The following is a 22,607-nucleotide window of genomic DNA, read 5'->3' on the forward strand; positions in this document are numbered from 1 at the left end:
GTACCTACTTCGTTGCTTCTGCGGAGTCTGCGGAGTCTGGGCCCACGCGGACAGGGTCCCCTGGCCGAGCTTGCGAGGCTAGGGAGTCCGTGGGGAGCATGGGGATGCGGACGCCGCGTTCTCTGGCGACCTCGACGGCGCGGTCGTAGCCGGCGTCGGCGTGGCGGATGACGCCCATGCCGGGGTCGTTGGTGAGCAGTCGCTCAAGCTTCTGCGCGGCGAGGTCGGTACCGTCGGCGACTGAGACCTGGCCGGCGTGGATCGAGCGGCCGATGCCGACGCCGCCGCCGTGGTGTAGGGAGACCCAGGTGGCACCGGAGGCGGTATTGAGCAGGGCGTTCAGCAGCGGCCAGTCGGCGATCGCGTCCGAGCCGTCGGCCATGGCCTCCGTTTCGCGGTACGGGGAGGCGACGGAGCCGGAATCGAGGTGGTCGCGGCCGATCACGATGGGGGCCTTGACCTTGCCCTCCTTGACCAGCTGGTTGAAGAGCAGGCCGGCCTTGGCGCGTTCGCCGTAGCCGAGCCAGCAGATCCGCGCGGGCAGGCCCTCGAATTCCACCCGTTCCTGCGCGGCGTCGATCCAGCGGTGCAGGTGCTTGTTCCCGGGGAACAGTTCCTTGATGGCCTCGTCCGTGACGCGGATGTCCTCGGGGTCGCCGGAGAGCGCCACCCAGCGGAACGGGCCCAGGCCCTCGCAGAACAGCGGCCGGATGTAGGCCGGGACGAAGCCGGGGAACTCGAAGGCCCGGGTGTAGCCGCCCTTGCGCGCCTCGTCACGGATGGAGTTGCCGTAGTCGAAGACCTCGGCGCCGGCGTCCTGGAATTCGACCATGGCCTGGACGTGGCGGGCCATGGAGGCCTGGGCCTTCTTGGTGAAGCCCTCCGGATCGGCTGCAGCCTCGCGGTGCCATTCCTCGACCGTGATCCCCTCGGGCAGGTAGCTCAGTGGGTCGTGCGCGGAGGTCTGGTCCGTGACGATGTCCACGGTGATTTCGCCGGCGTTGTGGCGGCGGAGGATCTCGGGGAAGACCTCGGCGGCGTTGCCGACATACCCCACGGACCAGCCGCGGCGCTCCTCCTTGGCCTTGAGCACCTTGGCGATCGCGGCGTCGAGGTCGGTTTCGACCTCGTCGAGGTAGCGCTTGCCGGCGCGACGGCGGAGCCGGGATTCGTCGACGTCGACGATCAGGCAGGCGCCGTCGTTGAGGGTGACGGCGAGCGGCTGCGCGCCGCCCATGCCGCCGCAGCCGCCGGTGAGGGTCAGGGTGCCGGCGAGGGTCCCGTTCTCGTCGCCGGTGAGCTTGCGGCCGATCGCGGCGAAGGTTTCGAAGGTGCCCTGCAGGATGCCTTGGGTGCCGATATAGATCCAGGACCCGGCGGTCATCTGGCCGTACATCATCAGGCCCTCGGCCTCGAGCCGGCGGAATTCCGGCCAGGTGGCCCAGTCCCCCACCAGGTTGGAGTTGGCCAGCAGCACGCGAGGGGCCCATTCGTTGGTGCGGAAGACGCCCACCGGCTTGCCGGACTGGACCAGCAGGGTCTCATCCTTTTCGAGGGTTTCCAGGGTGCGGGTGATGGCGTCGAAGGCGGCCCAGGACCGGACGGCCCGGCCGGTGCCGCCGTAGACCACCAGATCGTCCGGGCGTTCGGCCACCTCGGGGTCCAGGTTGTTCATCAGCATGCGCAGCGGGGCCTCGGTCTGCCAGCTTTTGGCGGTGAGCTCGGTGCCGCGGGCTGCCTTGACCGGGCGGGCACCGGTGGTGAAATCGGCGGGTGCCATGAGGGGCTCCTTCGTGGTGTGGGGTGGTTCCGGGGAGAGGTTCTGTATCTACTAAAGCCTGCCGGTGGCGCCGGTCACAGGGCTTTGACGGGGGTGCTGTCCGGAATACCAGACCTAACCAACTCGCAGCTAAAGCCTTTTTCAGGGCCCACAACGGCCCGCTAGTGAGTCGGGCTGGGGCGGCCGTAGATCCGGACCGAGAGATCGTCGGCGGCCTTCTTGACCCGCGCGGCCAGTGCCGGCCATTGCTCGGCCGGCAACTTGTCCTCGAGGAAGGTCACGGCAACGGCGGCCGTCGGCCAGCCTGCGTGGTCCGTGACGGCGGCGGCGATTGAGCCGAAGCCGGGGGTGACCTCGCCGTGTTCGGTGGCGTAGCCGCGCTGCCGGACTTGGTCCAGGTGCGAGGAGAGGGCCGAGTACTTGGTGATAGCGGTTTCACTCTCGTGCCGGACGCTGAACGCGGCGGCATTCGGGTAAAGGGCCCGGACCTGGGACTTCGGCAGGGCGGCCAGGATGGCGCGGCCGCTGGCGGTGAGGTGGCTGGGAAGCCGGACGCCGACGTCGGTCACCAGGGAGGGGCGGTTTTTGGCGCGCTCCTCCACGATGTAGAGGACGTCGCGGCCGTGCAGGACGGCCAGGTGGGCGCTTTCGCCGATCTTGTCCACCAGGGCGGCAAGCATGGGGCGGCCCAGACGGGAGAGCGGCTCCTGCCTGGAATAGGCAGAGCTGAGCTCGAAGGCGCTGATGCCCAGTCCGTAGCGGCGTTCCTCGTGCAGGTGCAGCACGAAGCCGTTGGCCTCCATGACCCCCAGGAGGTGGTAGACGCTGGAGCGCGGCAGGTCCAGCGCTGTGGCGATGTTCGACGCCGCCATCGGCCCGCGCTTGGAGGCCAGCAGTTTGAGGATCCGCAGGGTGTTTTCGGCGGCGGGAACCTTGGAGGCAGCCCTGGCGGCGGGCGTGGCGGGGGCGTGCGGTGCAGTTGTCATGTCCGTCCTTCGGCAGGGGATGTCCGGTATCCCGTACTTAAGAATGCATCGGCAGAAGTCCAGCGGCGGACCCCATGATTCTCAAGTGTCTGTAATCCCAGATAAGACCTCCACCGGAACCACGGCCGCCGCCGTCCCCCGGCGGGCGCTCCGCCGTCGGCGGCAAGCAAGTAGTCCGTGAGAAAGATGGGGTACCTGTTACTCGTGTGAACGGTGGGTGCGGGTGCCTACCGTGGGGAGACGTTTCGATCCGCCGGAAGGAGCACTCCGATGGGCGTTCACGCCGCCAGCCACCTCCAGTCCGCTCCCCCTGAACCGCGCGGCGGGGCAGCCCCCGCCGCAGCCCGGGGACAACGCCGTCTCCGTGCCGTGATCAGCCGCCTGGGCACGCCCCGGGTCCGCTTCCGCGTGGGCCAGGTGGTGGTCGGGGATGACCCCTTCAACGGCCGCCGCGAGGGACGGGTGACGGTCATCCGGCCACCCTATGTGGGGGTCAGGGTCCCCGGCACGCCGGCAGGAACGCTCGTGTTCTTCGACCACCGCACCGTCCGCCTGCCCGACTGAGTACCGCATATTCCGTTCCCGCGTCCCAGAAGGAGTCTGTTCCATGCTTCCAGCCGACCGCCCCGCCTACCTGACCATCGCCGAGGTCGCCGACATCATGCGCGTGTCCCGGATGACCGTGTACCGCCTGGTCAAGTCGCACGCCCTGGCCGCCGTCCGGTTCGGCCGCTCCTACCGCATCTCCCAGGCTGCGGTGGAGGGGTACATCCGTCAGTCCGCCACCGGCGCGGTGTGAGCCGAGCCGCCGCGTTCCGCATTCTTTGTGGTTCGCTGACGCTGGGCCTTGGCCTTGTGAGCGTCATCTCGGGGCTCAGCATTGTGGGCGGCCTGTCCGGACGGGACGTGCTCACCATACTGGGAATGTCCGCCTGGGGGCTGGGCTTGGCCGGCGCCGGGCTGTGGCTGATCAGGGGCGGCTCCAAGGGCAAGGCCCTGGTGTTCGTCAGGGACCGCAGGCGCCTCATCATCGTCGGGGTTTTGTTTGCCCTGGTGGTCGGGCTCCTTGCGTACCTCATGGTGTCCGTCGACGACCGAGGGACCGTCACCGGCCAAATGATGTTGCAGACGATGTTCGCCAACCTGTTCGCATCGATCCCCTTCCTGCTCTTCGACCGGGAGGACTACAAGGAGCGGGACGCCCCCGTCCCGCTAAGGGCCGCCCAGCGGAAACGAGCCAGGACGCGCGTCATTCTGATAGCCGGGGGTGGGGCGGCCTTGGTCGCAGGCCGGATTTTCTTCGACCAGCAGTTGGACCGCTGGTGGGAGGGATTCCTTACGAACGCCGGAATGGCATTTATAGGTGCAGCCGTAGCCCTCGGATACCGCCTCAGGAAGGCACCGCGGCTGGATCCGGACCAGGAGACCCGCTGAGGCGCGCCCGTTGACTTGCAATCACCCCGCATCGCGGACAGGATCGCGGTCATGAGCGATGGAGCGAAAGCGGACCTGTGCCGCTACCTGCAGGAGGGCCGTGACGCACTGGTCTGGAAGCTCGACGGTCTTTCCGACTACGACATCCGCCGGCCGCTCACGCCCACGGGCACGAATCTGCTGGGGCTGATCAAGCATTTAGCGGGGGTCGAGGCCGAGTACTTCGGTTCGGTGTTCGACCGGCCGTTCCCGGAAACACTGAGCTGGCTCGCACCCGACGCCGAGCCGAACGCTGACATGTGGGCCACTCCCGGGGAGACCCGCGAGGACATCATCGGACTGTATCGGCGCGTCTGGGCCCATGCCGACGAGACCATCGCCCGGCTTCCGCTCACGGCCGCCGGGTTTGTTCCGTGGTGGCGCGAAGCCAGCAATCCCGTCACCCTGGCCCGCATCCTGGTGCACGTGACGGCGGAGACGCACCGGCACGCCGGGCACGCCGATATCGTGCGGGAGTTGGCCGACGGCAGCGCCGGACACCGGGACGGTTACAGCAACCTGCCCGCAGAAGACCAGGCCTGGTGGGGCAACTACTACAACCGCCTCGAAGCCGTGGCGCGCGGCGAGGGCACCCAGGGCTAAAGAGCCAGCCCGCCGCGCGCGCGGATCAGTTCCACACCGGCGTCCGGATCTGCGCAGGAGACCAGGACCCAGGCACCGTTGGCCCGTATCCTCAGCGTCGGGCCGCCCACCAGATAGCCGGTGCCGCCGCCACGGAGGACCCTCAGGCCCAGGCCGGTCTCCGGCCCGGGCGTGACGTCAACAATGTCAGCGTAGGCAACGGTGGTGGAGAAGAGCCCGGCGACTTTGAGGTGCACTCCGGTCCCGTCGCAGCGGATGCGGGCGGTCATTCTCCCCAAGGAGACAAAAACCAACAGCATCGCCACACCCGCCCACGCCTGACCGGTGGACAGGGTCACGACGGCGGCCGCCAGCAGCCCGATCACGGCCAGCACCGCCCGATATTTGACCGACATGCCGGTGCGCAGTTCGTCGCCACTCTTTTCGTCCCGCCCCATCCCGGCAGTCTTCCGGGTCGATGCGGCTGCGGCAACTCCCGCAGGGTCACTCCGCCGCGCCAGTGCGCGCCGCGGCTAGACTGGGCGGCCTAGGACGGATTGGGGGATCCGGGGCGAAGGCCGCCCGGCGTTCCTCGACCGGCTGCAGCCCGCGAACGCAAAGGACCAGCTGTGACCTTCTTTCAGGACTACTCGATTCCCGCCATGCCCCCACGGCCGCGGATGCCCGAGTTCGTGCCGCCGCCGTGGTCAGGACCACCGCGCTACGAGTTGCCGGCCATTGTCCCGGTCAGCCGCTTCCTTCACCGCTCCGCCGGCCGAGTCGTCGCCGTCGAGTCTGCCAGCGCCTATTCCACCGGGTGCACGATGAAGCTGACCTGGACCATTCGCCGGACCGACGAGGATGACCAGGAATGGGCCACAATGAACGCCGGCTTCTTTAACCGGCCCGGCGCGCCGGGCCCCTCCGTCTCCCGCGAGGATCTCTTCCTGTTCGGCGTCCAATTTCCGGACGGCACGGCAGCAAGCAGCTCGACCTTTGACCAGAACGCCGGGCCGCCCCTCATGGGGCAGGAACCGGAGGGCCCGGTGTTCACGTTCAGGAGCGGAGGCGGCCACGGCGGCGACCATGACCTCTCCGGCACCGGAACACTGTGGCTCTGGCCATTGCCGTCGGCGGGAGACCTGCGCCTCGTGACGCAGTGGACGGCGATGGGCATCGAAGAAAGTTCCATCACCCTGGACGGGGCCGCCCTGCGCGACGCGGCCGTGGACGCCCAGGCCTACTGGCCCGACGGGACGCCCGAGTGAACGGCCTGGTCCTGACCGTTACCTTCGCGGCGATCTTCTTCTACGTCCTCCACGGCGTGGTCCGCTCTGCGGTCCGCGACGGCATCCTCCAGGCCGAGGAGAAGCGGCAGGCCGAGGAGCAGAACCAGGAAACCCGCTAGGAGGCCTGCGCCTCGGCCATCTTTGCGCGGACGTCGTCCATGTCGAGTTCCTTGATGGCGGTGATGAGCTGCTCAAGGCCGCTGGCGCTCATCGCGCCGGGCTGGGAGAAGACGAGGATGCCCTCGCGGAACGCCATCAGGGTGGGGATGGAGGTGATCCGGGCCGCCGCGGAGAGGGCTGGCTCGGCCTCTGTGTCCACCTTGGCGAAAACGATGTCGGGGTGGGCTTCTGAGGCTTTGCTGAATGTCGGGGCGAACATGCGGCAGGGGCCACACCAGGCTGCCCAGAAGTCGACCAGCACGATGTCGTTGCCGGAGATGGTGGACTCAAAGGTCTGTTGGGTGATGTCAATGGTTGCCATGCGTCCAAATTATACCCCAGGGGGTATTTTGGCAAGCATCAACGGTGACTTGCCAAATACCCCTGGGGGTATCATCATGGAAGGAGATGAAGGCCACCGCGGCGGCCTCCGCCCCCCATGAAAGGACTGTGGACATGAAGAGCATTTCCGTGGACGACCTGGCTGCCTTGGGTTCCGGCGTCCCGATCATCGATGTCCGCGAGAAGGAAGAGTACGCCGAGGCCTCCGTGCCCGGCACCAGGAACGTCCCGCTCTCCCGCTTTCAGCAGTCCATGGGCGACATCCCCGCCGGCCGGACCGTGTACATCATGTGCGCGTCCGGTGGACGGAGCTCGCGGGCGACGGCGGCGCTCACGGAGGCCGGGTATGACGCGGTCAACGTCATGGGCGGCATCACCGAGTGGTACCGCAACGGCCACCCCGTGACCTACCAGGCCGGACGCTAGGCATGTCCGCCACCGTGGCCGCGCCGTCGCCCGGAGCATCCCAGCACCGGACCGTTAACCGGCTCAAGCGGGCGCGCGGACAGCTGACCGCATTGATCGACGCGATCGAATCCGGCACGGACTGCCGGGCCGCCGTCACGCAGCTGGCGGCAGTCCGCGGTGCCCTGGACAAGGCCGGCTTCGAACTCATCTCCAGCGCCATGCGCGACTGCCTCGCCCCGGCCGTGAACACCGGAACGACGCCGCCAGCCGCGATGGCCGCCGACGTCGGCACGGGCGCCACCGGCCCCGCCGCGGCGCCGCCGACGCTCGAGGAACTCCAGGCACTTTTCCTTCGCCTTACCTGAGCCGCGGCACGGGCTTTTGCACCCCCGCGCATCCCCAATTTCCCCTGACCCCGAATCCCCTGGCACCCCCGAAAGGCCACACCATGGACATCACCACCAACGAACTGAATGCCCAGATCAACAACGGCACTGACGCCCAGATCGTCGACGTCCGCGAAACCGACGAGGTCGCCGCGGGCATGATCGCCGGCGCCCGGCACATCCCCTTGGGCGAACTGCGGTCCCGGCTTGCCGAGCTGGACAAGTCCCGCCCCGTGGTGGCCGTCTGCCGCAGCGGCCGACGCAGCGCCGCCGCCGCCGACCAGCTCGCCGCCGCGGGTTTCACCGCCTACACGATGACCGGAGGCATGCTCGACTGGTCCGCCAACGGCCTGCCGGCCGCTTAACCCCCACAGACCGCCCGGGCGGCGCCGACCCCAACCGCGCCGCCCGGGCTTCCACCTGCCACGCCACCCGTACCCGGCATGCCGGGCACGGGAGCCGGCAGGCGGACGACGTCGTCCCCGCCTCCGCAGGGCGCCGTCGGCACCACCCCGCTCCACCCTTTGCTAGACCGAAAGAGATTATGACTCCCACGAACGTCCCCACCCCCGCCGCCACTGCCCCCAAGTCCATCGACGCGGCAACGCTGAAGGCCTGGGAAGACAATCACGATGACCTGATGGTGATCGACGTCCGCGGCGGTGCCGAATTCGACTCGATGCACATCAAGGGCTCGTACCACGTGCCACTGCCCCTGCTGAGCGAGCATGCCGAGGAGTTCGCCGCCAAGATGGGCACCCGCGTGGTACTGGTCTGCCAGTCCGGCAACCGCGCGGAACAGGCCCGCAAGCACCTCGACGCGGTCGGCCTCGGCAGCGCCAGCGTCCTCTCCGGCGGCGTCCCCGCCTACGCCGCCGCCGGCGGCAACGTCGTCAAGGGCAAGAACACCTGGGCCCTGGAACGCCAGGTCCGGATGACGGCCGGTTCACTGGTGCTCGCCGGCGTCGTCGGCAGCAAGCTCCTCTCCCCCAAGCTCGGCCTGCTGGCCGGCGGGATCGGCGCGGGCCTGACCTTCTCCGCGGCGACCAACAACTGTGCCATGGGCCAGATGCTCTCCAAGATGCCGTGGAACCGCTCCGCCAACGAGCCCACTGCCCACCAGGCTCTGCAGAACCTGGGCGCCAAGTCATGATCATCACCGCGGCGGCCTTCGGCCTGATCGTCGGCGGCCTCCTCGGCCTGGTCGGCGGCGGAGGCTCCATCCTCGCCGTTCCCGCCCTGGTCTACGGCGTCGGGCTCCCGCTTTCCGCGGCGATCCCGACCTCGCTGGTCGTCGTCGGCGCCTCCTCGGCCGTCGCGGTGGTGCCCCGGCTCCGCAACGTGAACTGGCGCCTGGCCGTGATCATCGGCGCCGCCGGCACCGCCACCGCCTACCTTGGCACCTACGTCAACCGGCTGCTGGACCAGAAGGTCCTGCTCCTGGCGTTCGCCGCCATCATGGTGATCGCGGGCGTCCGCATGATGATGCCGACCAAGGCTGCCGGCGGGTCCTGCGCCCTTCCCGGCGGCGGGGTGCACTGGCGCAGCTGCCTGCCCAAGGCGATCGCCACCGGCGCCGTCGTGGGATTCCTGACCGGCCTGCTGGGCGTGGGTGGCGGCTTCCTGATCGTCCCGGCCCTGACGCTGGTCCTCGGCCTGCCGATGGCGGCCACCGTGGGGACGTCGCTGGTGATCATCGTGATCAACTCGGTTGCCGGCTTCGCCGCCCACCTGGGCGACCTGCACATCGACTGGGCCGTCACGGCCGCCTTCGCCATGGCCGCCATGGCCGCGTCCCTGCTGGCCGGACGGCTCGGCACGAACATCCCGGACCGGATCCTCAAGCGCAGCTTCGGCATCCTGGTCCTGGCCGTCGCCGCCTACGTCACCGCCCAAGCCCTGCTCACCTAGCGGCGACACGGGCATCCCCCGCATCACCGGAATCGGAGCACCGAGAAAGCGCCGGACAGCAATCCGTTGTCCGGCGCTTTCTCGTGCCCCCGCCGCTGATCGTGACCCGCCCGGGGTAGGTTGGGCGCAGGAGGCGTAAATGAACGAGATTCTGATCGCGGACGGGAAGGGCCGGCTGGGCCTTCGCGGGCAATACTTCCACCTGGCCTGGGCCCCTGAGTCCGAGGTGGACGCCGACGACGCCCGTGCCTCCATCGAGGCGATGCGGAGCCTCAGCCCAACCCCGCGGCCGCTGCTGCTGGAGATTGCCGGAGTGACCCTGAGCAACCCGGCCCGGGCCGCCTTTGCCCACGCCCAGGCCGCCTCCGCCGTGGCGATGATCGGCTCCAGCGTGGTGGACACCATCATGGGGGCGGCCCTCAGCCGTCACGACCACTGCCCGCACGCCTACTTCACCTCCGAGCCGGAAGCCCTGGCCTGGCTGGACAGCCTCGCCGCCCAGCCAGCCGGCACCGCCCACTGAACCGGCCCCTCTACCGACCACTCAGCCGGCCGCCGGAAAGCTATCCCAGGCTCTCGAACACCAGCGTCGCTTGAATCCGGTCCCCGCCGGCGAGTCCCTTGCTGCCGCTGCTCGCAGTCGTGATGGTGTGCAGCCGGTAGCCCTTGGCCGCCTGGTCATTGATGGTCTTCTCGAGAGACGTCAGGTTTCCCGAGCCGGTTCCCCATAGTTTTTCCTTGAGGATGACCTGCAAAACGACATAGTGCATGACGGGCGCCTTCCGTAACGGGACAAGTGACAGCAAGCCTACAAGCCCGCCCCGGCGCCTCCCGGGAAGACCACGGTGGGTTGTTTTCGGGCACGCAAAAAGGGCGGCGGCCCGGTTTTCCCCGGGCCGCCGCCCTATTTACGCAGTGATCAGCCGGCGTTGATGGCGGACTTCTGCTGCCGTGCCGCCCAGGCGGCGTAGCTGCCGTCGAGTTCGACGACGTCGTAGCCGGCGCGGCGCAGGGCGCTGGCCGCTACGGAGTTCCGGACGCCGCTCTGGCAGTAGGAGACGATGGTGCCCTCTGCCGGGAGCTCGTCCAGGTGCCACATGACGCGGCCGCCGCTGAGCTGGTAGGAGCCGGGGATGTGGCCGGCCGCGTGCTCGGTCTTGTTGCGGACGTCCAGCACCATGGAGGCCTCGAAGCCCTCGAGTTCCTCGGGCTGGATCAGCCGCGGGACGCTGATCGGCAGGCCTTCGAGCCCGGTGACGTAGCCGGCGACCTTGTCGATGCCGACGCGGACCAGGTGGTCCCACATCTCCATCGCGGCGGCCTGGTCCGGGGCGAGCAGGACCAGCGGGGCCTTGTCCTTTTCGGGGTCGACCACCCAGGCACCGAAGCTGGCGGTGGACTTGCCGGCCGGGACGTTGACCGAACCGGTGACGGTGCCCTCGTGGACCTGGGCGTTGGCGCGGGTGTCAACGAAGATGACCTTGTCCGCGGCGAGATCCTTGGCGACGTCGGCCGTATCCAGCTTGGCCAGGGGTGCACGCTCCCCCATGACGGCGGGGCCTTCACGGTTTTCGCGCTTCATGCGGGCGAAGTAGGCGTGCGCGTCCGGCTGGCCGTCGAGGAGTTCGTTGATGAAGCCCTCCTCGTCGTTGGCCGCCAGGTACGGACCCCACCAGGCGTAGAGGCGCTCGTAGCCCACAGTGGAGGACGGGATGGCGCCAAGGGCCTTGCCGCAGGCGCTGCCGGCGCCATGGCCGGGGTGGACCTGGACGTGGTCCGGCAGGGTCAGGAACTTGTCCCGCAGGCTGGCGAAGAGCTGCTTGGCACCCTCGAAGCGGGTGTCGACGCCGCCGGCTGCCTCGTCCAGCAGGTCCGGGCGGCCCAGGTCGCCGGAGAACACGAAGTCACCGGAGAGCAGGTAACCGGGCCGGTCCGCGAACGCGCCGTCGGTGATCAGGAAGGAGAGGTGCTCCGGGGTGTGGCCCGGGGTGTGGAGGGCCTTGACAGTGATGTTGCCGAGGGTGATCTCGTCGTTGTCGTTGAGGCGCTCGGCGTCGAAGCCGTACTGCCAGTCAGCCCCGCCCTCGCCGGAGACGTACGCGGTGGCGCCGGTGGCGGCGGCCAGCTCACGGGTGCCGGAGAGGAAGTCGGCGTGGATGTGGGTCTCGGTCACGGCCACGATCTTCATCCCGTTCGCGGCAGCGAGGTCCAGGTAGACGGCATTGTCACGGCGGGGGTCAACCACCAGGGCCTCACCCTTTGCCTGGCAGCCAATGAAGTAGCTGGCCTGGGCGAGGTCTTCGTCATAGATGCGCTCGATAAGCATGGGGCTCTCTTTCGTTGGCGTCCAGGAGGAGGATCCTCCGTTGGTCTACACACAACAATAATACCCCCCGGGGTATGTTGCAAGCCTCGCCAACCCGGGGCGGGGCGCCCGAAATTACGAGCCCGGACGGCCTCCAAGAGATGGCAGGGAAAGAGATTTCGGTGGGCGGGCACAAAATGGGGGTCGAGCGCGTTGTACCTGAACCAGCAACCAGACAGCAAAGAAAAGAGCACACCCCACGTGGCAACCGACTACGACGAAGTACGCCCCGACGTCGCCGAATCCCGCAACGCTTCCCTCGAAGCCCTGAAGTCCGCCAACTCCCCCGACGCCCGCAGCGTCGTGCTGGAACTCGACGAGGCCGACACGGTCGACGGCGTCGAACTCCCCGGCGCCGACCTTTCGGGCGAGGAACTGATCGTCCAGGTGATCCCGCAGGCCTCCGACGAGTTCACCTGCTACTCCTGCTTCCTGGTCCGGCACCGGTCCCAGATCGCCCGCGAAAAGGACGGTCACGCCTACTGCACCGATTGCGAAGGCTGACGGCGGCTCACCGCCACCACAGAAGAACCGGCTAGGCGCCGCGTTCGTCGCGACGGCGGAAAGAGCCCGGCCACTCGGACCGGCGGATCCGCTTGAGTTCCTCAACAGGTGCCGGCAGGCCCCATTCGTCCCGGCCCAGCCGGGACAGGGGGCCCAGCCGGTCGATCAGCGGATGGTCACCGGCCAGGACGTCCCCGGCCACCACGGCATGGGTGACCTCCCCGAAAATCAGGACACAATCCCCCATCGGCTGCGTCGCATGCAGCCGGCACTCGAAAGCCGCGGGCGACTCGGCCACCCGCGGAACAGAGACCGTCCTGCCCGGCTCCCGGGTGAGGCCGGCGGCGTCGAACTCGCTCACGTCGGCCGGAAAATTCGTGCCGGTGGCGTTGACCTCGGCCATGAGCGAGGCGGGTGCGAAGTTCACCACGAACTCCCCGCGCTCCGTGATGTTCCGCAACGTGTCCTTCCGGCCCACCGAGGTGAACTGGAGGATGGGCGGCGTCACCGACGCCACCGTATAGAACGAATGCGGCGCGAGGTTGTCCACACCCTCCGCGGACGTGCTGGAGACCCACGCGATGGGCCGCGGCACCACCAGGGCCGTGAGCAGCCGGTAGAACTCGGCGGAGGACAGGTCCGAGGGGCTGAAATCCTTTCGCATGGGCCCAGCCTAGCGAGGCCCGCGCCGGGACCCGGGACGCGGGGCACCGGGGCGGGGTGCCGGCCCGCCGGCGCCCCCACTCCCGCTTAACGGCAGAAATCCGCCCGGGCATCGCGCCCGGACGGATTCCCACCGATCTTCCCTCTTTCGGAACCGTCAGCCGGCCGCCCCTAGCGGGCGGACCAGCCGCCGTCCATGGTGTAGCTCGCGCCGGTGACCATGCCGGCGTCGTCGGAGGACAGCCAGGCCACCAACGAGGCGACCTCCTCCGGTTCCACGAGCCGCTTCACGGACGCCTCGGTCAGCATGATCTTGGCCAGCACCTCGGACTCGGGGATGCCGTGGACCTTGGCCTGGTCCGCCACCTGCGACTCCACCAGCGGGGTCCGGACGTAGCCCGGGTTGACGCAGTTGGAGGTGACGCCGTGCGCGCCGCCCTCCAGCGCCGTGACCTTGCTCAGGCCCTCCAGGCCGTGCTTGGCCGAGACGTAGGCGCTCTTGAACGGCGAGGCCCGCAGCCCGTGGACCGAGGAGAGGTTGATGATCCGGCCGAAGTTGTTCGCATACATGTGCGGCAGCGCGGCGCGGATCAGCAGGAACGGGGCCTCCAGCATCAGGGTCAGGATCCGGCGGAAATCGACCGGATCAAAGTCCTCGATGGGGCTGATCCGCTGGATCCCGGCGTTGTTGACGAGGATGTCGCAGTCCAGGCTGAGCGACTGCAGGGCGTCCGTGTCGAACAGGTCGACGGCCCAGGCGGAGCCGCCCACCTCGTCCGCGAGGGCGGTCGCGGCGGCCTCATTGACGTCGGCCACCACCACCTTCGCGCCGCGGGCGGCCAGGGCGCGGACCGTTGCCGCGCCGATGCCGCTCGCTCCGCCGGTGACCAAGGCCTTGCGGCCGTTGAGTGAGTTTTCCATATACCCAGCCTTCCAGTTCAGAATTTGACGAGTGCTGCGGGTGCTGCTGTCCGGGTCAGCGGACGGAGGCTACTGCCAGGCCTTCACGCTCGGCGTCGGCCCGGTCCACGTCCTCCAGTGCGATGCCCTTGGTTTCCTTCAGTGTCAGCACGGTGGCCGCGGTGATGACGCATGCCGCCACGAGGTAGATGGCGGTGGGCAGCCAGGAGTTGGTGTCCTTCAGCCAGGCGGTGGCCAGCAGCGGTGCCAGCGAACCGGCGAAGATCGAGGTGACCTGGGAGCCGAGGGAGACGCCGGCGTAGCGCATCCGGGTGGGGAAGAGTTCGGCCATCAGGGCCGGCTGGCCGGCGTACATGAAGCCGTGCAGGCAGAGGCCGATGGTCACGGCCAGGACGATGACGACGGCGTTCTTGGTGTCGAACATCGGGAAGGCGAAGAACGGCCAGGTGGCGCCGGAGATGGCACCGACGAGGTACACGGGCTTGCGGCCCCAGCTGTCCACCAGGCGGCCGATCTGGGGGATGATCAGGAAGTGCACCAGGTGCGCGATCAGCAGGGCCAGCAGCAGGGACGAGGTGTCGTACTTGTCCACGGTCTTCAGGTAGACGATCGAGAAGCTGACCACCAGGTAGTACATGATGTTCTCGGCGAAGCGCAGGCCCATGGACTGCAGGATGCCCTTCGGGTACTTGCGGATGACTTCGCGGACGCCGTAGCTGGCGGCCTGCTCGGCTTCCAGCTGCGCCTTGGCCTCCAGGAAGATCGGTGCCTCGGAGACGTTCGTGCGGATGTAGTAGCCGACGAAGACGATCACGGCGGAGAGCCAGAACGCCACGCGCCAGCCCCAGCCGAGGAAGTCGGCGGCGCTCAGGGTGTTGGACATGATGAACAGCACCAGGGTGGCCAGCAGGTTGCCCACCGGCACGGCGGCCTGCGGCCAGCTGGCCCAGAATCCGCGGCCCTCGTTGGGGCTGTGCTCGGCAACCAGGAGGACGGCGCCGCCCCACTCACCGCCCAGGGCGAAGCCCTGGATGAAGCGCAGGATGACCAGCAAGGCCGGGGCGAGGTACCCGATGTCGACGAAGCCCGGGAGGCAGCCCATCAGGAAGGTGGACACGCCGATGATGACGATAGTGAGCTGCAGGGTGGGCTTGCGGCCCAGCTTGTCGCCGATCTGGCCGAAGACGATGCCGCCCAGCGGCCGGGCGACGAAGCCGACGGCGTAGGTCAGGAAGGCCTGGATGATGCCGTCCAGGTCGTTGCCCGTGGACGGGAAGAAGTACTTGCCAAAGACCAGGGTGGCTGCGGTGGCGTAGAGGAAGAATTCGTACCACTCGACGACCGTTCCCACCATGGAGGCGGCGACGATTTTCTTGAGGCCCTCGCCCTTGCGGGCGGCAGGCGGTGTTGCGGAGCGCTGTTCTACGCTCATAAGTAACTCCTAGGTGTCCACGGCGACACAGTGTGTGGTGCTTACCGTCGCGGTGCAATCAGCTGTGATGCACGGCACTGAAAATGGGCTTCATCGAGTATCGCCGCAGATTCGCCGCCGCTCAATGGCCAAAGCGGCACGATGTGTGTGCAGAATTGCAGATATGAATCTCAATCCGGACGACCTTCTGGTGCTGCTTGCCGTGTCCCGCTCGGCGAAATTTACGACGGCGGCGCAGTCCCTGGGCCTGAACCACACCACGGTCTCGCGCCGGATCGCCGCCCTGGAGAAGGCGCTGGGCGGGCGGGTCCTCTCCCGCGCCGCGGGCGGCTGGGAGCTGACGGACCTGGGAGCCGCCGCCGTGGCCGTCGCCGAGGAGGTGGAGGGCGCCGTGCGCTCCCTCGAGGAACCGGGGAAGACGCCGGACCCGGTGACCGGCGTCGTCCGGATGACCGCGACGGATGCCTTCAGCGCCTACATCGCCGCCCCGGCGGTGGCGAAGCTGCGCCGCCAGCACCCCGGGCTGAGCGTGGAAATCATCACCGTGACCCGGCGGGCACTGCAGCAGCGCTCCGGCCTGGACATCGAGGTGGTGGTGGGCGAACCGCAGGTGCACCGCGCCGAGGCCTCGCGGCTGGGCGAGTACATGCTGGGGATGTACGCCTCCCGCGATTACGTGGCCGAGCACGGAACGCCCGCTTCGCTCGCCGAACTGGAGAGCCACCCGCTGGTCTACTTTGTCGACTCGATGCTGCAGGTGGATGACCTCGATGCCCCGCGCAGGCTGGTGCCGACCATGCGCGACGGGCTCAGCTCGACCAACGTTTTCGTGCACATCGAGGCCACCCGGGCCGGCGCCGGGGTGGGGTTCCTGCCCTGCTTCGCCGCGGACCTGCACCCGGACCTGGTGCGGCTGGTGCCGGACCAGGTCGCCGAGATGCTGCCCTACTGGATGGTGCTGCGGCCCGATTCGCTCCGCCGGCCCGCGGTGGCCGCCGTCGTCCAGGCCCTCCGCGAGGGGACGGACGAGCACCACGACGCGCTGATGGGCCGCGGCACGTCCCGGACCTAAGGTTCCGCCGGGCCGGCCAGGGAGGCGGGGGCGGGGTCGTGCCGGATGGCCGCGCCGGCGGCAAAGGAGCGGACCCGGGCGTCGTCCCAGAGATGCGCCGGGACGCCGCCGCCCAGCAGGCGCCGGGCCAGGCCCGGATCCCCGCCGAGCGGCTCGTCGCTCCCGGCGATGATCATGTTGCCGTAACGCCGGCCCTTGAGCATGGCGGGGTCGGCGATGATGACGGTGTGGCGGAAGGCCGCGGCGATGGCGGACGCGTCCTCGCGGGCGTTGGTCAACGCCGGGGCGTCCCCCGAGTTGACGACGTAGACGCCGCCCGGGCCCAGGAGGCGCTTGGCATGGCCGACGAACTCGGCGGTGGTCAGTGGCCGCGGGGTCTGTGAGCCGGCGAAGACGTCCCGGATGATCAGATCCCGGGTTTCGGGTGTCAGCGCTTCGGTGACTTCGCGGGCCTCCCCCACCCGGAGCCGCAGCAGTGGGGCCTTGGGCAGGTCGAACCAGCCGCGGACGTACTCGGCCAGTTTGCCGTCCAGCTCCACCACCACCTGCCGGGCCTCCGGGTAGGCGGCATGGACGTAGCGGGCCAAAGAGCACGCCCCGCCGCCCAGGTGAAGGGCGCGCAGCCGGGGCGAGGCCGCCGTCGGCCAGCGGGACTCGACCAGCGCGGCGATCCAGCGCATGTATTCGAAGTCCAGGAACAACGGGTCTGCCAGGTCGATATGGGAGCTCATCACGCCGTTGATGCGCAGCAGCCAGCCGGTGGAGCTGTCCTGGTCCGGGACGAGTTCGCAGTCGCCGGTATCGATGGCGTAGACCCCCGCCACGGGCCCGGTTTTACCCGGCCCCCTGGCTGCGTCGGCCGCGCCGGAACCGGCCTGCCGCCCCTGCGTTTCGTCGGCCGCGGCGGCTCCGCGCCGGGCGGCCCTGCCCTTCTTGGCCATCAGCCGTCACCCCTCTCACCCATGCCCCAACCCTATCGGCCCGTTCCAGACCAGGTTCCGGGCGGCCCTTGTGATCGAAAGCAAAGTTTGCTTACTATTTGTTAGTAATCATGCTTACTATTCGGGTTCCGGTCCTGCGTCACGGCGGGTCGGGCCTCAGATCTAAGAGTGGATCTTCAAGGAAAGAGAGCGACGATGACAGAGAACCAATGGCCCCAGGACGACACCTTCGGAACGCCCGCTGACGCGCAGGACGAACTGCGCCCCCGCACCACGTTCCCATCGGCAGCAAACTCCGGCACGGAGCATGCAGGCACGGGATACCCCGCCACCGAGTACCCGGCCGCCGGCACCACCGGCGGTTACTCCGGCGGACAGGCGCCCTCCGGCACCGGCTCCTTCGACACTGACTCCTACAGCACCGACTCGTACAGCACCGGCGGAACCAGAACGTCGTCCAAGACCGACGCGGCCAAGGATGAGGCCGCTGAGGTCAAAGACCAGGCCGTTGACTCGGCCCAGAACGTCGCCGAGACCGCCAAGACCGAGGCAGCCAACGTCGCCTCCGAGGTCAAGAGCAACGCCCGCAACCTGCTGGACCAGGCCCGAACGGACCTCACCGAGCAGGCCGGCAACCAGCAGCAGAAGGCAGCCCAGGGCCTGCACTCGATCTCCAGCGAACTCCACACCATGGCCCGCGCCTCTGATCAGCCCGGCGTAGCCACCGACCTGGTCCGCCAGGCCGCCGAGCGCTCCGCCTCCGTCGCCACCTGGCTCGAGAACCGGGATCCGGGCTCGCTCCTGACCGAGGTCAAGTCCTTTGCACGCCAGCATCCCGGCGCCTTCCTGCTGGCAGCCGCCGGCGCCGGCATCCTGGCCGGACGCCTGAGCCGCAACCTCAGCGCTGGCGCCCCGGATCAGTCCGCCAACGGCTCCGCCGGCGCCGCCTCCCGCGCACCGCAGCCCGTCACCCGGGTGCCCGATGCCGGCGTCGCGGTTCCGCCGCCGCCGGTGCAGTACCCGGAAGCCACCACCGCCGCCACCGCGGACACCTACCCGCCCAACCCGTTGGAGGGCTCCGGCGCCCACGCCGGGACTTGGGCTGAGGACCCGCTGGAGGCGGATCCGTACCGCGTCGATCCCGGCGTCGACCCGGACCGTAAGGACCCGTTCGACGGCGGACGCCGATGAGCACCGAGATGCCGCTGGGCGCACACGCCCAGGCCGCGGACGCGCACGTGAAAGCGGAGACCACCTCGCTGGGTGACCTGCTCGGCGACGTCACCCGCGATCTTTCCACCCTGATGCGCCAGGAACTGGAGCTCGCAAAGGCCGAACTGAAGCAGACCACTAGCCGGGCCGGGAAGGGCAGCGGAATGCTGGCCGGAGCCGGCGTGGCGGGACACTTCGTCCTGCTGTTCCTCTCCCTGGCCCTCTGGTGGGGACTCGGGACCCTGATGGGGCTCGGATGGGCCGGCGTGATTGTCGCCGTCATCTGGGGCATCATCGGCGCGGTCCTGGCCTCCATTGGCCGCAAGGAGCTCAAGGCGATCAAGGGTCTCCCCCAGACCGCCGAGACCATCCAGGAAATTCCCCCCACTCTCAAGCCCAGCCACTAAAGCGAGGAAAGACAATGAGTCAGAACCCGGATGCCATCCGTGCCGACATCGAAGCAACCCGCGCGCGGCTCGGAACCAACGTCGACGCCGTAGCGGACAAGGTCACCCCGTCCAACATCGTCCAGCGCCAGACCGACAAGGTCAAAGACGCAGTCTTCGGAGCGAAGGAGAAAGTCATGGGAGCAGCCGACCACGCCGGCAGCAGCACCGGAGCGCACTTCAGCGATGCCGGCTCTGCTGTTTCCGACGCACCCCGCCAGGTGAAGGCCAAGACCCAGGGCAGCCCGCTCGCCGCAGGCCTCATCGCCTTCGGCGCCGGCCTCCTGGTCTCCGCCCTGATCCCGGCCAGCCAGAAGGAACGGGAGGCCGCCGATGCACTCAAGTCTGCAGCCGAGCCACTCACCACGGAACTGAGCCAGGCGGCCCAGCACGTGGCCGAGGGACTCAAGGAACCCGCCCAGGCAGCCATGGAAAACGTCAAGGCCACGGCCACCGACGCGGCCCAGAACGTCAAGGGCGAGGGCCAGACGGCCGTCGCCGACGTCAGGGACCGCGCCGCCGACGCCAAGGACAATGTCCAGCAGGCCTAGCCTGACCCGGATGGCGGGCGGCTGCCCCCGCTGACGCGGAGGCAGCCGGCCGCTGCGCTTAACCACGAAAGAAGATTCCGATGGCCAAGAACCTCACCCAGGCGCACACTGGCTCCATGGACGACGCCGAGACCGCCACCAGCAGCACCGCCAAGGCCCGCACGTCCCCGTCTCCGGAGGACGCCCGCAAGCCAGACCGCCCCACCGACGTCACCAAACCCTCTTGGAAGTACATCGCCCGTAAGACCCTGCGCGAGTTCACCAAGGACCAGTGCCCGGACCTGGCCGCCTCGCTGACCTACTACTCGGTGCTCTCCATCTTCCCCGCCCTGCTGGCGCTGGTGTCCCTGCTGGGGCTTTTCGGCGACGCGCAGAAGACCACCGGTGCGCTGCTGGACATCGTCCAGGGCTTCGCACCCGGGCAGACCGTGGACACCATCCGCCCGCTGATCCAGGAGCTGACCAGTTCCTCCGCGGCCGGCCTGACGTTCGTCATTGGCCTCCTGACTGCCATCTGGTCCGCCTCCGGCTACGTGGGCGCCTTCGGCCGCGCCATGAACCGGGTCTACGAAACGGATGAGGGCCGGCCCTTCCTGAAGCTGCGCGGCACCATGCTGGGCGTCACCGTGGTGAACCTGCTGATCGTGGTGCTACTCGCCTCGATGCTGGTCCTCAGCGGGCCGGTGGCGGAGTCTGTGGGCAACCTGATCGGCCTCGGCGGCGCGTTCCTGATGGTGTGGAACATCGCCAAGTGGCCGGTCATGCTGGTGCTGCTGATCGTCGCGATCGCGATCCTCTATTACGCCACCCCCAACGTGAAGCAGCCCAAGTTCCGCTGGTTGAGCATGGGCTCGGCGATCGCCTTGTTGGTCTTCCTGCTGGCCTCGGTGGCCTTCGGCTTCTACGTCGCCTACTCCAACAGCTACAACAAGACCTACGGCGCGATCGGCGGCGTCATCGTGGCGCTGCTCTGGCTCTGGATCCTCAACATGTCGCTGCTGTTCGGCGCCGAATTTGACGCCGAGACCGAACGCGGCCGCGAACTGCAGGCCGGGATCGAGGCCGAGGAAACCATCCAGCTGCCGCCGCGGGACACCAAGAAGAGCGACAAGCTCCAGGCCCAGGAGGAAGAAGACATCCGCCGCGGCCGGGAGCTCCGCGAGGAGCACGCCCGGGAGGCGTCGGCGGAGCACGGCGCCGGTCACGGCGCGGGCCACGGGTCTGACGGCCGCCGCGGGGACAAAAGCCCCTAGCCTCCGCTCGGGCGGGCGGTCTGTACTGAGGTGAAGCCGCACTGCTGGGGTGCCGTCCGCCTACCCGGGAGGATCCATGCCGGCAGCCGCAGCAGGCCCGCGCGCCGCCGTCGTGGCCGGTTATAACGACTCCGATTCCGCCCGGCTGGCCGTTCGCTGGGCGGCCCGGCACGCCGCCGCGACGAAGCGGAGCCTCGACGTGGTGCACGCCTGGGTCTGGCCGGTTTTCACCTCCAATCTGGGCCCGGTCGGCGGCGTCTCCGGCAGCGGGCTTCGCCACGCCGCAGAGACCATCCGCGACTCCGGAGCGGCCATTGCGCGAGCCGCCGCCCCCGGCCTGACGGTCACCGCCCGGATGCTGCCGGGGCTTCCGGCCCAGGTGCTGCAGGACGCGGCCCGGGGGGCGGCACTACTGGTGGTAGGCAGCCGGGGACTCGGTGGCGTGCTGGGCCGGATCGCCGGCTCCGTCTGCGCGGACCTCGCAGCCTCCGCGCCCTGCCCACTGATGGTGGTCAGGCGGCTCACCCTGCCGGGCCAGCCGGTGACGGCCGCCGTCGACGCCGACCCGGCACGGACCGCCGTCGTAGCCCAGGCCGCGGCCCTCGCCGCCGCAACGGGCACCGGCCTCGAGATTCTCCACGTCGCGCCGGAGCGCGGCGCCGGCCGGGCCACGGGCGGAGCCGCGCTCCTGGCGGACGCCGTGGCCGAGGCCCGGAGGCTGGCCCCGGGACTGGCCGTCACCGGAACCCTGGTTCCCGGGCGGCACGTGGGCCGGGAACTCTCCGCCGCCGCTGCGGGGGCCGACGTCCTGGTACTGGGATCCCACCGCCGCGGCACCGGGCCGGGCAATACCGTCTCCGGGGTTCTGCAGCAGGCACCCTGCAACGTCCTCATCATCCGGAAAGACCCATGCGCGCCTGGTGGGTAGGCCGGCCCGGGCCCGCGGACACCGGTCCGCTGGTGGCCGGCGAACGGCCCGACCCCGTCCCCGGCCGGGGCGAGGTACTGGTCCGGGTGCGTGTCTGCGGCGTGTGCCGGACCGACCTGCACCTGGCCGAGGGGGACCTGCCCCCGCGGCGGCCCGGCGTGGTGCCCGGGCATGAGATGGTGGGCGACGTCGTTGCGTCCGGGCCCGGGGCGGACCGGTTCCAGCCCGGCGAGCGCGTGGGGGTCGCCTGGCTCGGGGGCACCTGCCGGGTGTGCCGGTTCTGCGTCCGCGGGCAGGAGAACCTCTGCCTAACGCCCACCTTCACGGGCTGGGACCGCGACGGCGGCTACGCGGAACTGGTGACCGTGGCCCAGGATTTCGCCTACCGGCTCCCCGAATCCTTCCGGGACGAGGAGGCCGCCCCGCTGCTGTGCGCCGGGATCATCGGCTACCGGGCCCTGCTGCGGGCCGACCTTCCCGTGGGCGGCCGGCTCGGCATCTACGGCTTCGGTGCCTCCGCCCACCTTGCCGCGCAGGTGGCCCTCTACCGGGGAGCCAGCGTCTATGTGATGACCCGCTCCCCCGCGGCCCGCGCCCTGGCGTTGGAGCTGGGCGCCGTGTTCGCCGGCGACGCGGACGAGCCGCCCCCGGATCCACTCGATTCGGCCATCCTGTTCGCGCCGGTGGGAACCCTGGTGCCGCCGGCTCTGCGGGCGCTGGACCGCGGCGGCACGCTGGCCGTCGCCGGCATCCACCTCAGCGACATCCCCGCCCTGGACTACGCCGCCGAGCTCTTCCAGGAACGGCAGTTGCGCAGCGTCACCGCCAACACCCGGGCCGACGGGGAGGAGTTCCTCCGGATCGCCGCGGAGATCCCGCTCCGGCCCAGCACCACCGCCTACCCGTTCGAGGAAGCCGGCCGGGCCCTCCGGGACCTGGCCGCGGACCGGGTGACCGGCGCCGCCGTCATTCGGGTGAGGGACTGAGTTTCATACGTGGCGCA

General features: G+C 69.2%; 30 protein-coding genes. 20 read left to right on the forward strand and 10 right to left on the reverse strand.

Going from position 1 to position 22,607, the window contains the following annotated elements:
• Positions 1-4: 4 nt before the first annotated feature.
• Positions 5-1,780, reverse strand: coding sequence for a urocanate hydratase (locus QWJ39_RS06255; protein WP_290256869.1), 1,776 nt, complete (start codon positions 1,778-1,780; stop codon positions 5-7).
• 161 nt (positions 1,781-1,941) lie between these two features.
• Positions 1,942-2,766, reverse strand: a complete 825-nt coding sequence (locus QWJ39_RS06260; RefSeq protein WP_290256870.1) for an IclR family transcriptional regulator — start codon at positions 2,764-2,766, stop codon at positions 1,942-1,944.
• Positions 2,767-3,036: 270 nt separating this feature from the next.
• On the opposite strand from QWJ39_RS06260, the gene QWJ39_RS06265 reads away from it, so the two are divergent.
• From QWJ39_RS06265 to QWJ39_RS06280, 4 genes are read left to right on the forward strand one after another with little or no spacing between them, the layout of a single operon-like run.
• Positions 3,037-3,330: a hypothetical protein gene (locus QWJ39_RS06265; RefSeq protein WP_290256871.1), complete on the forward strand. Its 294-nt coding sequence runs from the start codon at positions 3,037-3,039 to the stop codon at positions 3,328-3,330.
• A 43-nt stretch (positions 3,331-3,373) separates the two neighbouring features.
• Positions 3,374-3,565: a helix-turn-helix domain-containing protein gene (locus QWJ39_RS06270; protein ID WP_290256872.1), complete on the forward strand. Its 192-nt coding sequence runs from the start codon at positions 3,374-3,376 to the stop codon at positions 3,563-3,565.
• A gap of 56 nt (positions 3,566-3,621) precedes the next feature.
• The gene (locus tag QWJ39_RS06275) at positions 3,622-4,200 is read left to right on the forward strand and encodes a hypothetical protein (RefSeq protein WP_290256873.1); all 579 of its coding nucleotides are present in this window, start codon (positions 3,622-3,624) and stop codon (positions 4,198-4,200) included.
• A 51-nt stretch (positions 4,201-4,251) separates the two neighbouring features.
• Positions 4,252-4,842 (forward strand): DinB family protein, encoded by a 591-nt coding sequence (locus QWJ39_RS06280; RefSeq protein WP_290256874.1) that lies wholly within the window; start codon positions 4,252-4,254, stop codon positions 4,840-4,842.
• Here the strand turns inward: QWJ39_RS06280 and QWJ39_RS06285 are convergent.
• Complete coding sequence (locus QWJ39_RS06285) at positions 4,839-5,279, reverse strand: hypothetical protein (RefSeq protein ID WP_290256875.1); 441 nt, start codon at positions 5,277-5,279, stop codon at positions 4,839-4,841. The genes QWJ39_RS06280 and QWJ39_RS06285 overlap by 4 nt on opposite strands.
• Before the next feature lie 171 nt (positions 5,280-5,450).
• Between QWJ39_RS06285 and QWJ39_RS06290 the strand changes: the two genes are divergently transcribed.
• On the forward strand, positions 5,451-6,089 hold the full coding sequence (locus tag QWJ39_RS06290) for a hypothetical protein (protein ID WP_290256876.1): 639 nt from the start codon (positions 5,451-5,453) through the stop codon (positions 6,087-6,089).
• A complete protein-coding gene (locus tag QWJ39_RS06295) occupies positions 6,086-6,229 on the forward strand; it encodes a hypothetical protein (protein WP_290256877.1) in 144 nt (47 codons plus the stop codon). The genes QWJ39_RS06290 and QWJ39_RS06295 overlap by 4 nt, the downstream gene beginning before the upstream one ends.
• Here QWJ39_RS06295 and trxA read toward each other — a convergent pair.
• On the reverse strand, positions 6,226-6,591 hold the full coding sequence (trxA, locus tag QWJ39_RS06300; RefSeq protein ID WP_290256878.1) for a thioredoxin: 366 nt from the start codon (positions 6,589-6,591) through the stop codon (positions 6,226-6,228). The genes QWJ39_RS06295 and trxA overlap by 4 nt on opposite strands.
• 134 nt (positions 6,592-6,725) lie before the next feature.
• On the opposite strand from trxA, the gene QWJ39_RS06305 reads away from it, so the two are divergent.
• The 6 genes from QWJ39_RS06305 to QWJ39_RS06330 all read left to right on the forward strand — a co-directional run bounded on the left by QWJ39_RS06305 (position 6,726) and on the right by QWJ39_RS06330 (position 9,839).
• Positions 6,726-7,037, forward strand: a complete 312-nt coding sequence (locus tag QWJ39_RS06305) for a rhodanese-like domain-containing protein (RefSeq protein ID WP_290256879.1) — start codon at positions 6,726-6,728, stop codon at positions 7,035-7,037.
• 2 nt (positions 7,038-7,039) lie between these two features.
• Positions 7,040-7,384, forward strand: a complete 345-nt coding sequence (locus QWJ39_RS06310) for a metal-sensitive transcriptional regulator (RefSeq protein WP_290256880.1) — start codon at positions 7,040-7,042, stop codon at positions 7,382-7,384.
• 83 nt (positions 7,385-7,467) lie between these two features.
• Positions 7,468-7,770 carry a rhodanese-like domain-containing protein gene (locus tag QWJ39_RS06315; protein WP_290256881.1) on the forward strand — a complete coding sequence of 101 codons (303 nt, stop codon included), beginning with the start codon at positions 7,468-7,470 and terminating at the stop codon, positions 7,768-7,770.
• A 179-nt stretch (positions 7,771-7,949) separates the two neighbouring features.
• Positions 7,950-8,558, forward strand: a complete 609-nt coding sequence (locus QWJ39_RS06320; protein ID WP_290256882.1) for a rhodanese-like domain-containing protein — start codon at positions 7,950-7,952, stop codon at positions 8,556-8,558.
• The gene (locus tag QWJ39_RS06325) at positions 8,555-9,316 is read left to right on the forward strand and encodes a sulfite exporter TauE/SafE family protein (RefSeq protein WP_290256883.1); all 762 of its coding nucleotides are present in this window, start codon (positions 8,555-8,557) and stop codon (positions 9,314-9,316) included. Before QWJ39_RS06320 ends, QWJ39_RS06325 begins: the two co-directional genes overlap by 4 nt.
• 139 nt (positions 9,317-9,455) lie before the next feature.
• Positions 9,456-9,839: an STAS/SEC14 domain-containing protein gene (locus QWJ39_RS06330; protein WP_290256884.1), complete on the forward strand. Its 384-nt coding sequence runs from the start codon at positions 9,456-9,458 to the stop codon at positions 9,837-9,839.
• A gap of 40 nt (positions 9,840-9,879) precedes the next feature.
• Here the strand turns inward: QWJ39_RS06330 and QWJ39_RS06335 are convergent, their stop codons facing one another.
• A complete protein-coding gene (locus tag QWJ39_RS06335) occupies positions 9,880-10,086 on the reverse strand; it encodes a DUF4177 domain-containing protein (protein WP_290256885.1) in 207 nt (68 codons plus the stop codon).
• Between the two features lie 149 nt (positions 10,087-10,235).
• The gene (locus QWJ39_RS06340; protein WP_290256886.1) at positions 10,236-11,642 is read right to left on the reverse strand and encodes an MBL fold metallo-hydrolase; all 1,407 of its coding nucleotides are present in this window, start codon (positions 11,640-11,642) and stop codon (positions 10,236-10,238) included.
• Between the two features lie 240 nt (positions 11,643-11,882).
• On the opposite strand from QWJ39_RS06340, the gene QWJ39_RS06345 reads away from it, so the two are divergent.
• On the forward strand, positions 11,883-12,185 hold the full coding sequence (locus QWJ39_RS06345) for a DUF4193 domain-containing protein (protein WP_290256887.1): 303 nt from the start codon (positions 11,883-11,885) through the stop codon (positions 12,183-12,185).
• A 31-nt stretch (positions 12,186-12,216) separates the two neighbouring features.
• Here QWJ39_RS06345 and QWJ39_RS06350 read toward each other — a convergent pair whose 3' ends face one another.
• The 3 genes from QWJ39_RS06350 to QWJ39_RS06360 all read right to left on the reverse strand — a co-directional run bounded on the left by QWJ39_RS06350 (position 12,217) and on the right by QWJ39_RS06360 (position 15,201).
• Positions 12,217-12,849, reverse strand: coding sequence for a flavin reductase family protein (locus QWJ39_RS06350; protein WP_290256888.1), 633 nt, complete (start codon positions 12,847-12,849; stop codon positions 12,217-12,219).
• Between the two features lie 170 nt (positions 12,850-13,019).
• Complete coding sequence (locus tag QWJ39_RS06355) at positions 13,020-13,769, reverse strand: 3-hydroxybutyrate dehydrogenase (RefSeq protein WP_290256889.1); 750 nt, start codon at positions 13,767-13,769, stop codon at positions 13,020-13,022.
• 55 nt (positions 13,770-13,824) lie between these two features.
• Positions 13,825-15,201, reverse strand: a complete 1,377-nt coding sequence (locus QWJ39_RS06360; RefSeq protein ID WP_290256890.1) for an MFS transporter — start codon at positions 15,199-15,201, stop codon at positions 13,825-13,827.
• A gap of 163 nt (positions 15,202-15,364) precedes the next feature.
• Here QWJ39_RS06360 and QWJ39_RS06365 point away from each other — a divergent pair, with 163 nt between their 5' ends.
• Entirely contained in the window at positions 15,365-16,273 is a 909-nt protein-coding gene (locus QWJ39_RS06365; RefSeq protein WP_290256891.1) for a LysR family transcriptional regulator, read from the forward strand.
• On the opposite strand, the gene QWJ39_RS06370 is transcribed toward QWJ39_RS06365, so the two are convergent.
• Positions 16,270-17,214 carry a fused MFS/spermidine synthase gene (locus QWJ39_RS06370; protein WP_290256892.1) on the reverse strand — a complete coding sequence of 315 codons (945 nt, stop codon included), beginning with the start codon at positions 17,212-17,214 and terminating at the stop codon, positions 16,270-16,272. The genes QWJ39_RS06365 and QWJ39_RS06370 overlap by 4 nt on opposite strands.
• Before the next feature lie 195 nt (positions 17,215-17,409).
• Between QWJ39_RS06370 and QWJ39_RS06375 the strand changes: the two genes are divergently transcribed.
• From QWJ39_RS06375 to QWJ39_RS06400, 6 genes are all read left to right on the forward strand, one after another.
• Positions 17,410-18,405 (forward strand): hypothetical protein, encoded by a 996-nt coding sequence (locus QWJ39_RS06375; RefSeq protein WP_290256894.1) that lies wholly within the window; start codon positions 17,410-17,412, stop codon positions 18,403-18,405.
• Positions 18,402-18,833, forward strand: coding sequence for a phage holin family protein (locus tag QWJ39_RS06380; RefSeq protein ID WP_290256895.1), 432 nt, complete (start codon positions 18,402-18,404; stop codon positions 18,831-18,833). Before QWJ39_RS06375 ends, QWJ39_RS06380 begins: the two co-directional genes overlap by 4 nt.
• Before the next feature lie 14 nt (positions 18,834-18,847).
• Positions 18,848-19,423, forward strand: coding sequence for a DUF3618 domain-containing protein (locus QWJ39_RS06385; RefSeq protein ID WP_290256896.1), 576 nt, complete (start codon positions 18,848-18,850; stop codon positions 19,421-19,423).
• A gap of 80 nt (positions 19,424-19,503) precedes the next feature.
• Entirely contained in the window at positions 19,504-20,676 is a 1,173-nt protein-coding gene (locus tag QWJ39_RS06390) for a YihY/virulence factor BrkB family protein (protein WP_290256897.1), read from the forward strand.
• A gap of 76 nt (positions 20,677-20,752) precedes the next feature.
• Positions 20,753-21,604, forward strand: a complete 852-nt coding sequence (locus QWJ39_RS06395) for a universal stress protein (protein WP_290256898.1) — start codon at positions 20,753-20,755, stop codon at positions 21,602-21,604.
• Positions 21,586-22,590, forward strand: coding sequence for a zinc-dependent alcohol dehydrogenase family protein (locus QWJ39_RS06400; protein ID WP_290256899.1), 1,005 nt, complete (start codon positions 21,586-21,588; stop codon positions 22,588-22,590). The genes QWJ39_RS06395 and QWJ39_RS06400 overlap by 19 nt, the downstream gene beginning before the upstream one ends.
• Positions 22,591-22,607: the final 17 nt, after the last annotated feature.

The sequence above is a fragment of the Arthrobacter sp. YD4 genome (assembly GCF_030410515.1).
Classification (GTDB): domain Bacteria; phylum Actinomycetota; class Actinomycetes; order Actinomycetales; family Micrococcaceae; genus Arthrobacter.

What these genes read in the sequence shown, in the direction of transcription:
- QWJ39_RS06260 (WP_290256870.1), bottom strand. Translation starts at nt 2,766, where the DNA reads ATGACAACTGCACCGCACGCCCCCGCCACGCCCGCCGCCAGGGCTGCC.
- QWJ39_RS06315 (WP_290256881.1), top strand. Translation starts at nt 7,468, where the DNA reads ATGGACATCACCACCAACGAACTGAATGCCCAGATCAACAACGGCACT.
- QWJ39_RS06310 (WP_290256880.1), top strand. Translation starts at nt 7,040, where the DNA reads ATGTCCGCCACCGTGGCCGCGCCGTCGCCCGGAGCATCCCAGCACCGG.
- QWJ39_RS06325 (WP_290256883.1), top strand. Translation starts at nt 8,555, where the DNA reads ATGATCATCACCGCGGCGGCCTTCGGCCTGATCGTCGGCGGCCTCCTC.
- trxA (WP_290256878.1), bottom strand. Translation starts at nt 6,591, where the DNA reads ATGGCAACCATTGACATCACCCAACAGACCTTTGAGTCCACCATCTCC.
- QWJ39_RS06350 (WP_290256888.1), bottom strand. Translation starts at nt 12,849, where the DNA reads ATGCGAAAGGATTTCAGCCCCTCGGACCTGTCCTCCGCCGAGTTCTAC.
- QWJ39_RS06270 (WP_290256872.1), top strand. Translation starts at nt 3,374, where the DNA reads ATGCTTCCAGCCGACCGCCCCGCCTACCTGACCATCGCCGAGGTCGCC.
- QWJ39_RS06355 (WP_290256889.1), bottom strand. Translation starts at nt 13,769, where the DNA reads ATGGAAAACTCACTCAACGGCCGCAAGGCCTTGGTCACCGGCGGAGCG.
- QWJ39_RS06265 (WP_290256871.1), top strand. Translation starts at nt 3,037, where the DNA reads ATGGGCGTTCACGCCGCCAGCCACCTCCAGTCCGCTCCCCCTGAACCG.
- QWJ39_RS06395 (WP_290256898.1), top strand. Translation starts at nt 20,753, where the DNA reads ATGCCGGCAGCCGCAGCAGGCCCGCGCGCCGCCGTCGTGGCCGGTTAT.
- QWJ39_RS06335 (WP_290256885.1), bottom strand. Translation starts at nt 10,086, where the DNA reads ATGCACTATGTCGTTTTGCAGGTCATCCTCAAGGAAAAACTATGGGGA.
- QWJ39_RS06280 (WP_290256874.1), top strand. Translation starts at nt 4,252, where the DNA reads ATGAGCGATGGAGCGAAAGCGGACCTGTGCCGCTACCTGCAGGAGGGC.
- QWJ39_RS06360 (WP_290256890.1), bottom strand. Translation starts at nt 15,201, where the DNA reads ATGAGCGTAGAACAGCGCTCCGCAACACCGCCTGCCGCCCGCAAGGGC.
- QWJ39_RS06320 (WP_290256882.1), top strand. Translation starts at nt 7,950, where the DNA reads ATGACTCCCACGAACGTCCCCACCCCCGCCGCCACTGCCCCCAAGTCC.
- QWJ39_RS06330 (WP_290256884.1), top strand. Translation starts at nt 9,456, where the DNA reads ATGAACGAGATTCTGATCGCGGACGGGAAGGGCCGGCTGGGCCTTCGC.
- QWJ39_RS06285 (WP_290256875.1), bottom strand. Translation starts at nt 5,279, where the DNA reads ATGGGGCGGGACGAAAAGAGTGGCGACGAACTGCGCACCGGCATGTCG.
- QWJ39_RS06390 (WP_290256897.1), top strand. Translation starts at nt 19,504, where the DNA reads ATGGCCAAGAACCTCACCCAGGCGCACACTGGCTCCATGGACGACGCC.
- QWJ39_RS06385 (WP_290256896.1), top strand. Translation starts at nt 18,848, where the DNA reads ATGAGTCAGAACCCGGATGCCATCCGTGCCGACATCGAAGCAACCCGC.
- QWJ39_RS06400 (WP_290256899.1), top strand. Translation starts at nt 21,586, where the DNA reads ATGCGCGCCTGGTGGGTAGGCCGGCCCGGGCCCGCGGACACCGGTCCG.
- QWJ39_RS06375 (WP_290256894.1), top strand. Translation starts at nt 17,410, where the DNA reads ATGACAGAGAACCAATGGCCCCAGGACGACACCTTCGGAACGCCCGCT.
- QWJ39_RS06365 (WP_290256891.1), top strand. Translation starts at nt 15,365, where the DNA reads ATGAATCTCAATCCGGACGACCTTCTGGTGCTGCTTGCCGTGTCCCGC.
- QWJ39_RS06370 (WP_290256892.1), bottom strand. Translation starts at nt 17,214, where the DNA reads ATGGCCAAGAAGGGCAGGGCCGCCCGGCGCGGAGCCGCCGCGGCCGAC.
- QWJ39_RS06305 (WP_290256879.1), top strand. Translation starts at nt 6,726, where the DNA reads ATGAAGAGCATTTCCGTGGACGACCTGGCTGCCTTGGGTTCCGGCGTC.
- QWJ39_RS06340 (WP_290256886.1), bottom strand. Translation starts at nt 11,642, where the DNA reads ATGCTTATCGAGCGCATCTATGACGAAGACCTCGCCCAGGCCAGCTAC.
- QWJ39_RS06255 (WP_290256869.1), bottom strand. Translation starts at nt 1,780, where the DNA reads ATGGCACCCGCCGATTTCACCACCGGTGCCCGCCCGGTCAAGGCAGCC.
- QWJ39_RS06380 (WP_290256895.1), top strand. Translation starts at nt 18,402, where the DNA reads ATGAGCACCGAGATGCCGCTGGGCGCACACGCCCAGGCCGCGGACGCG.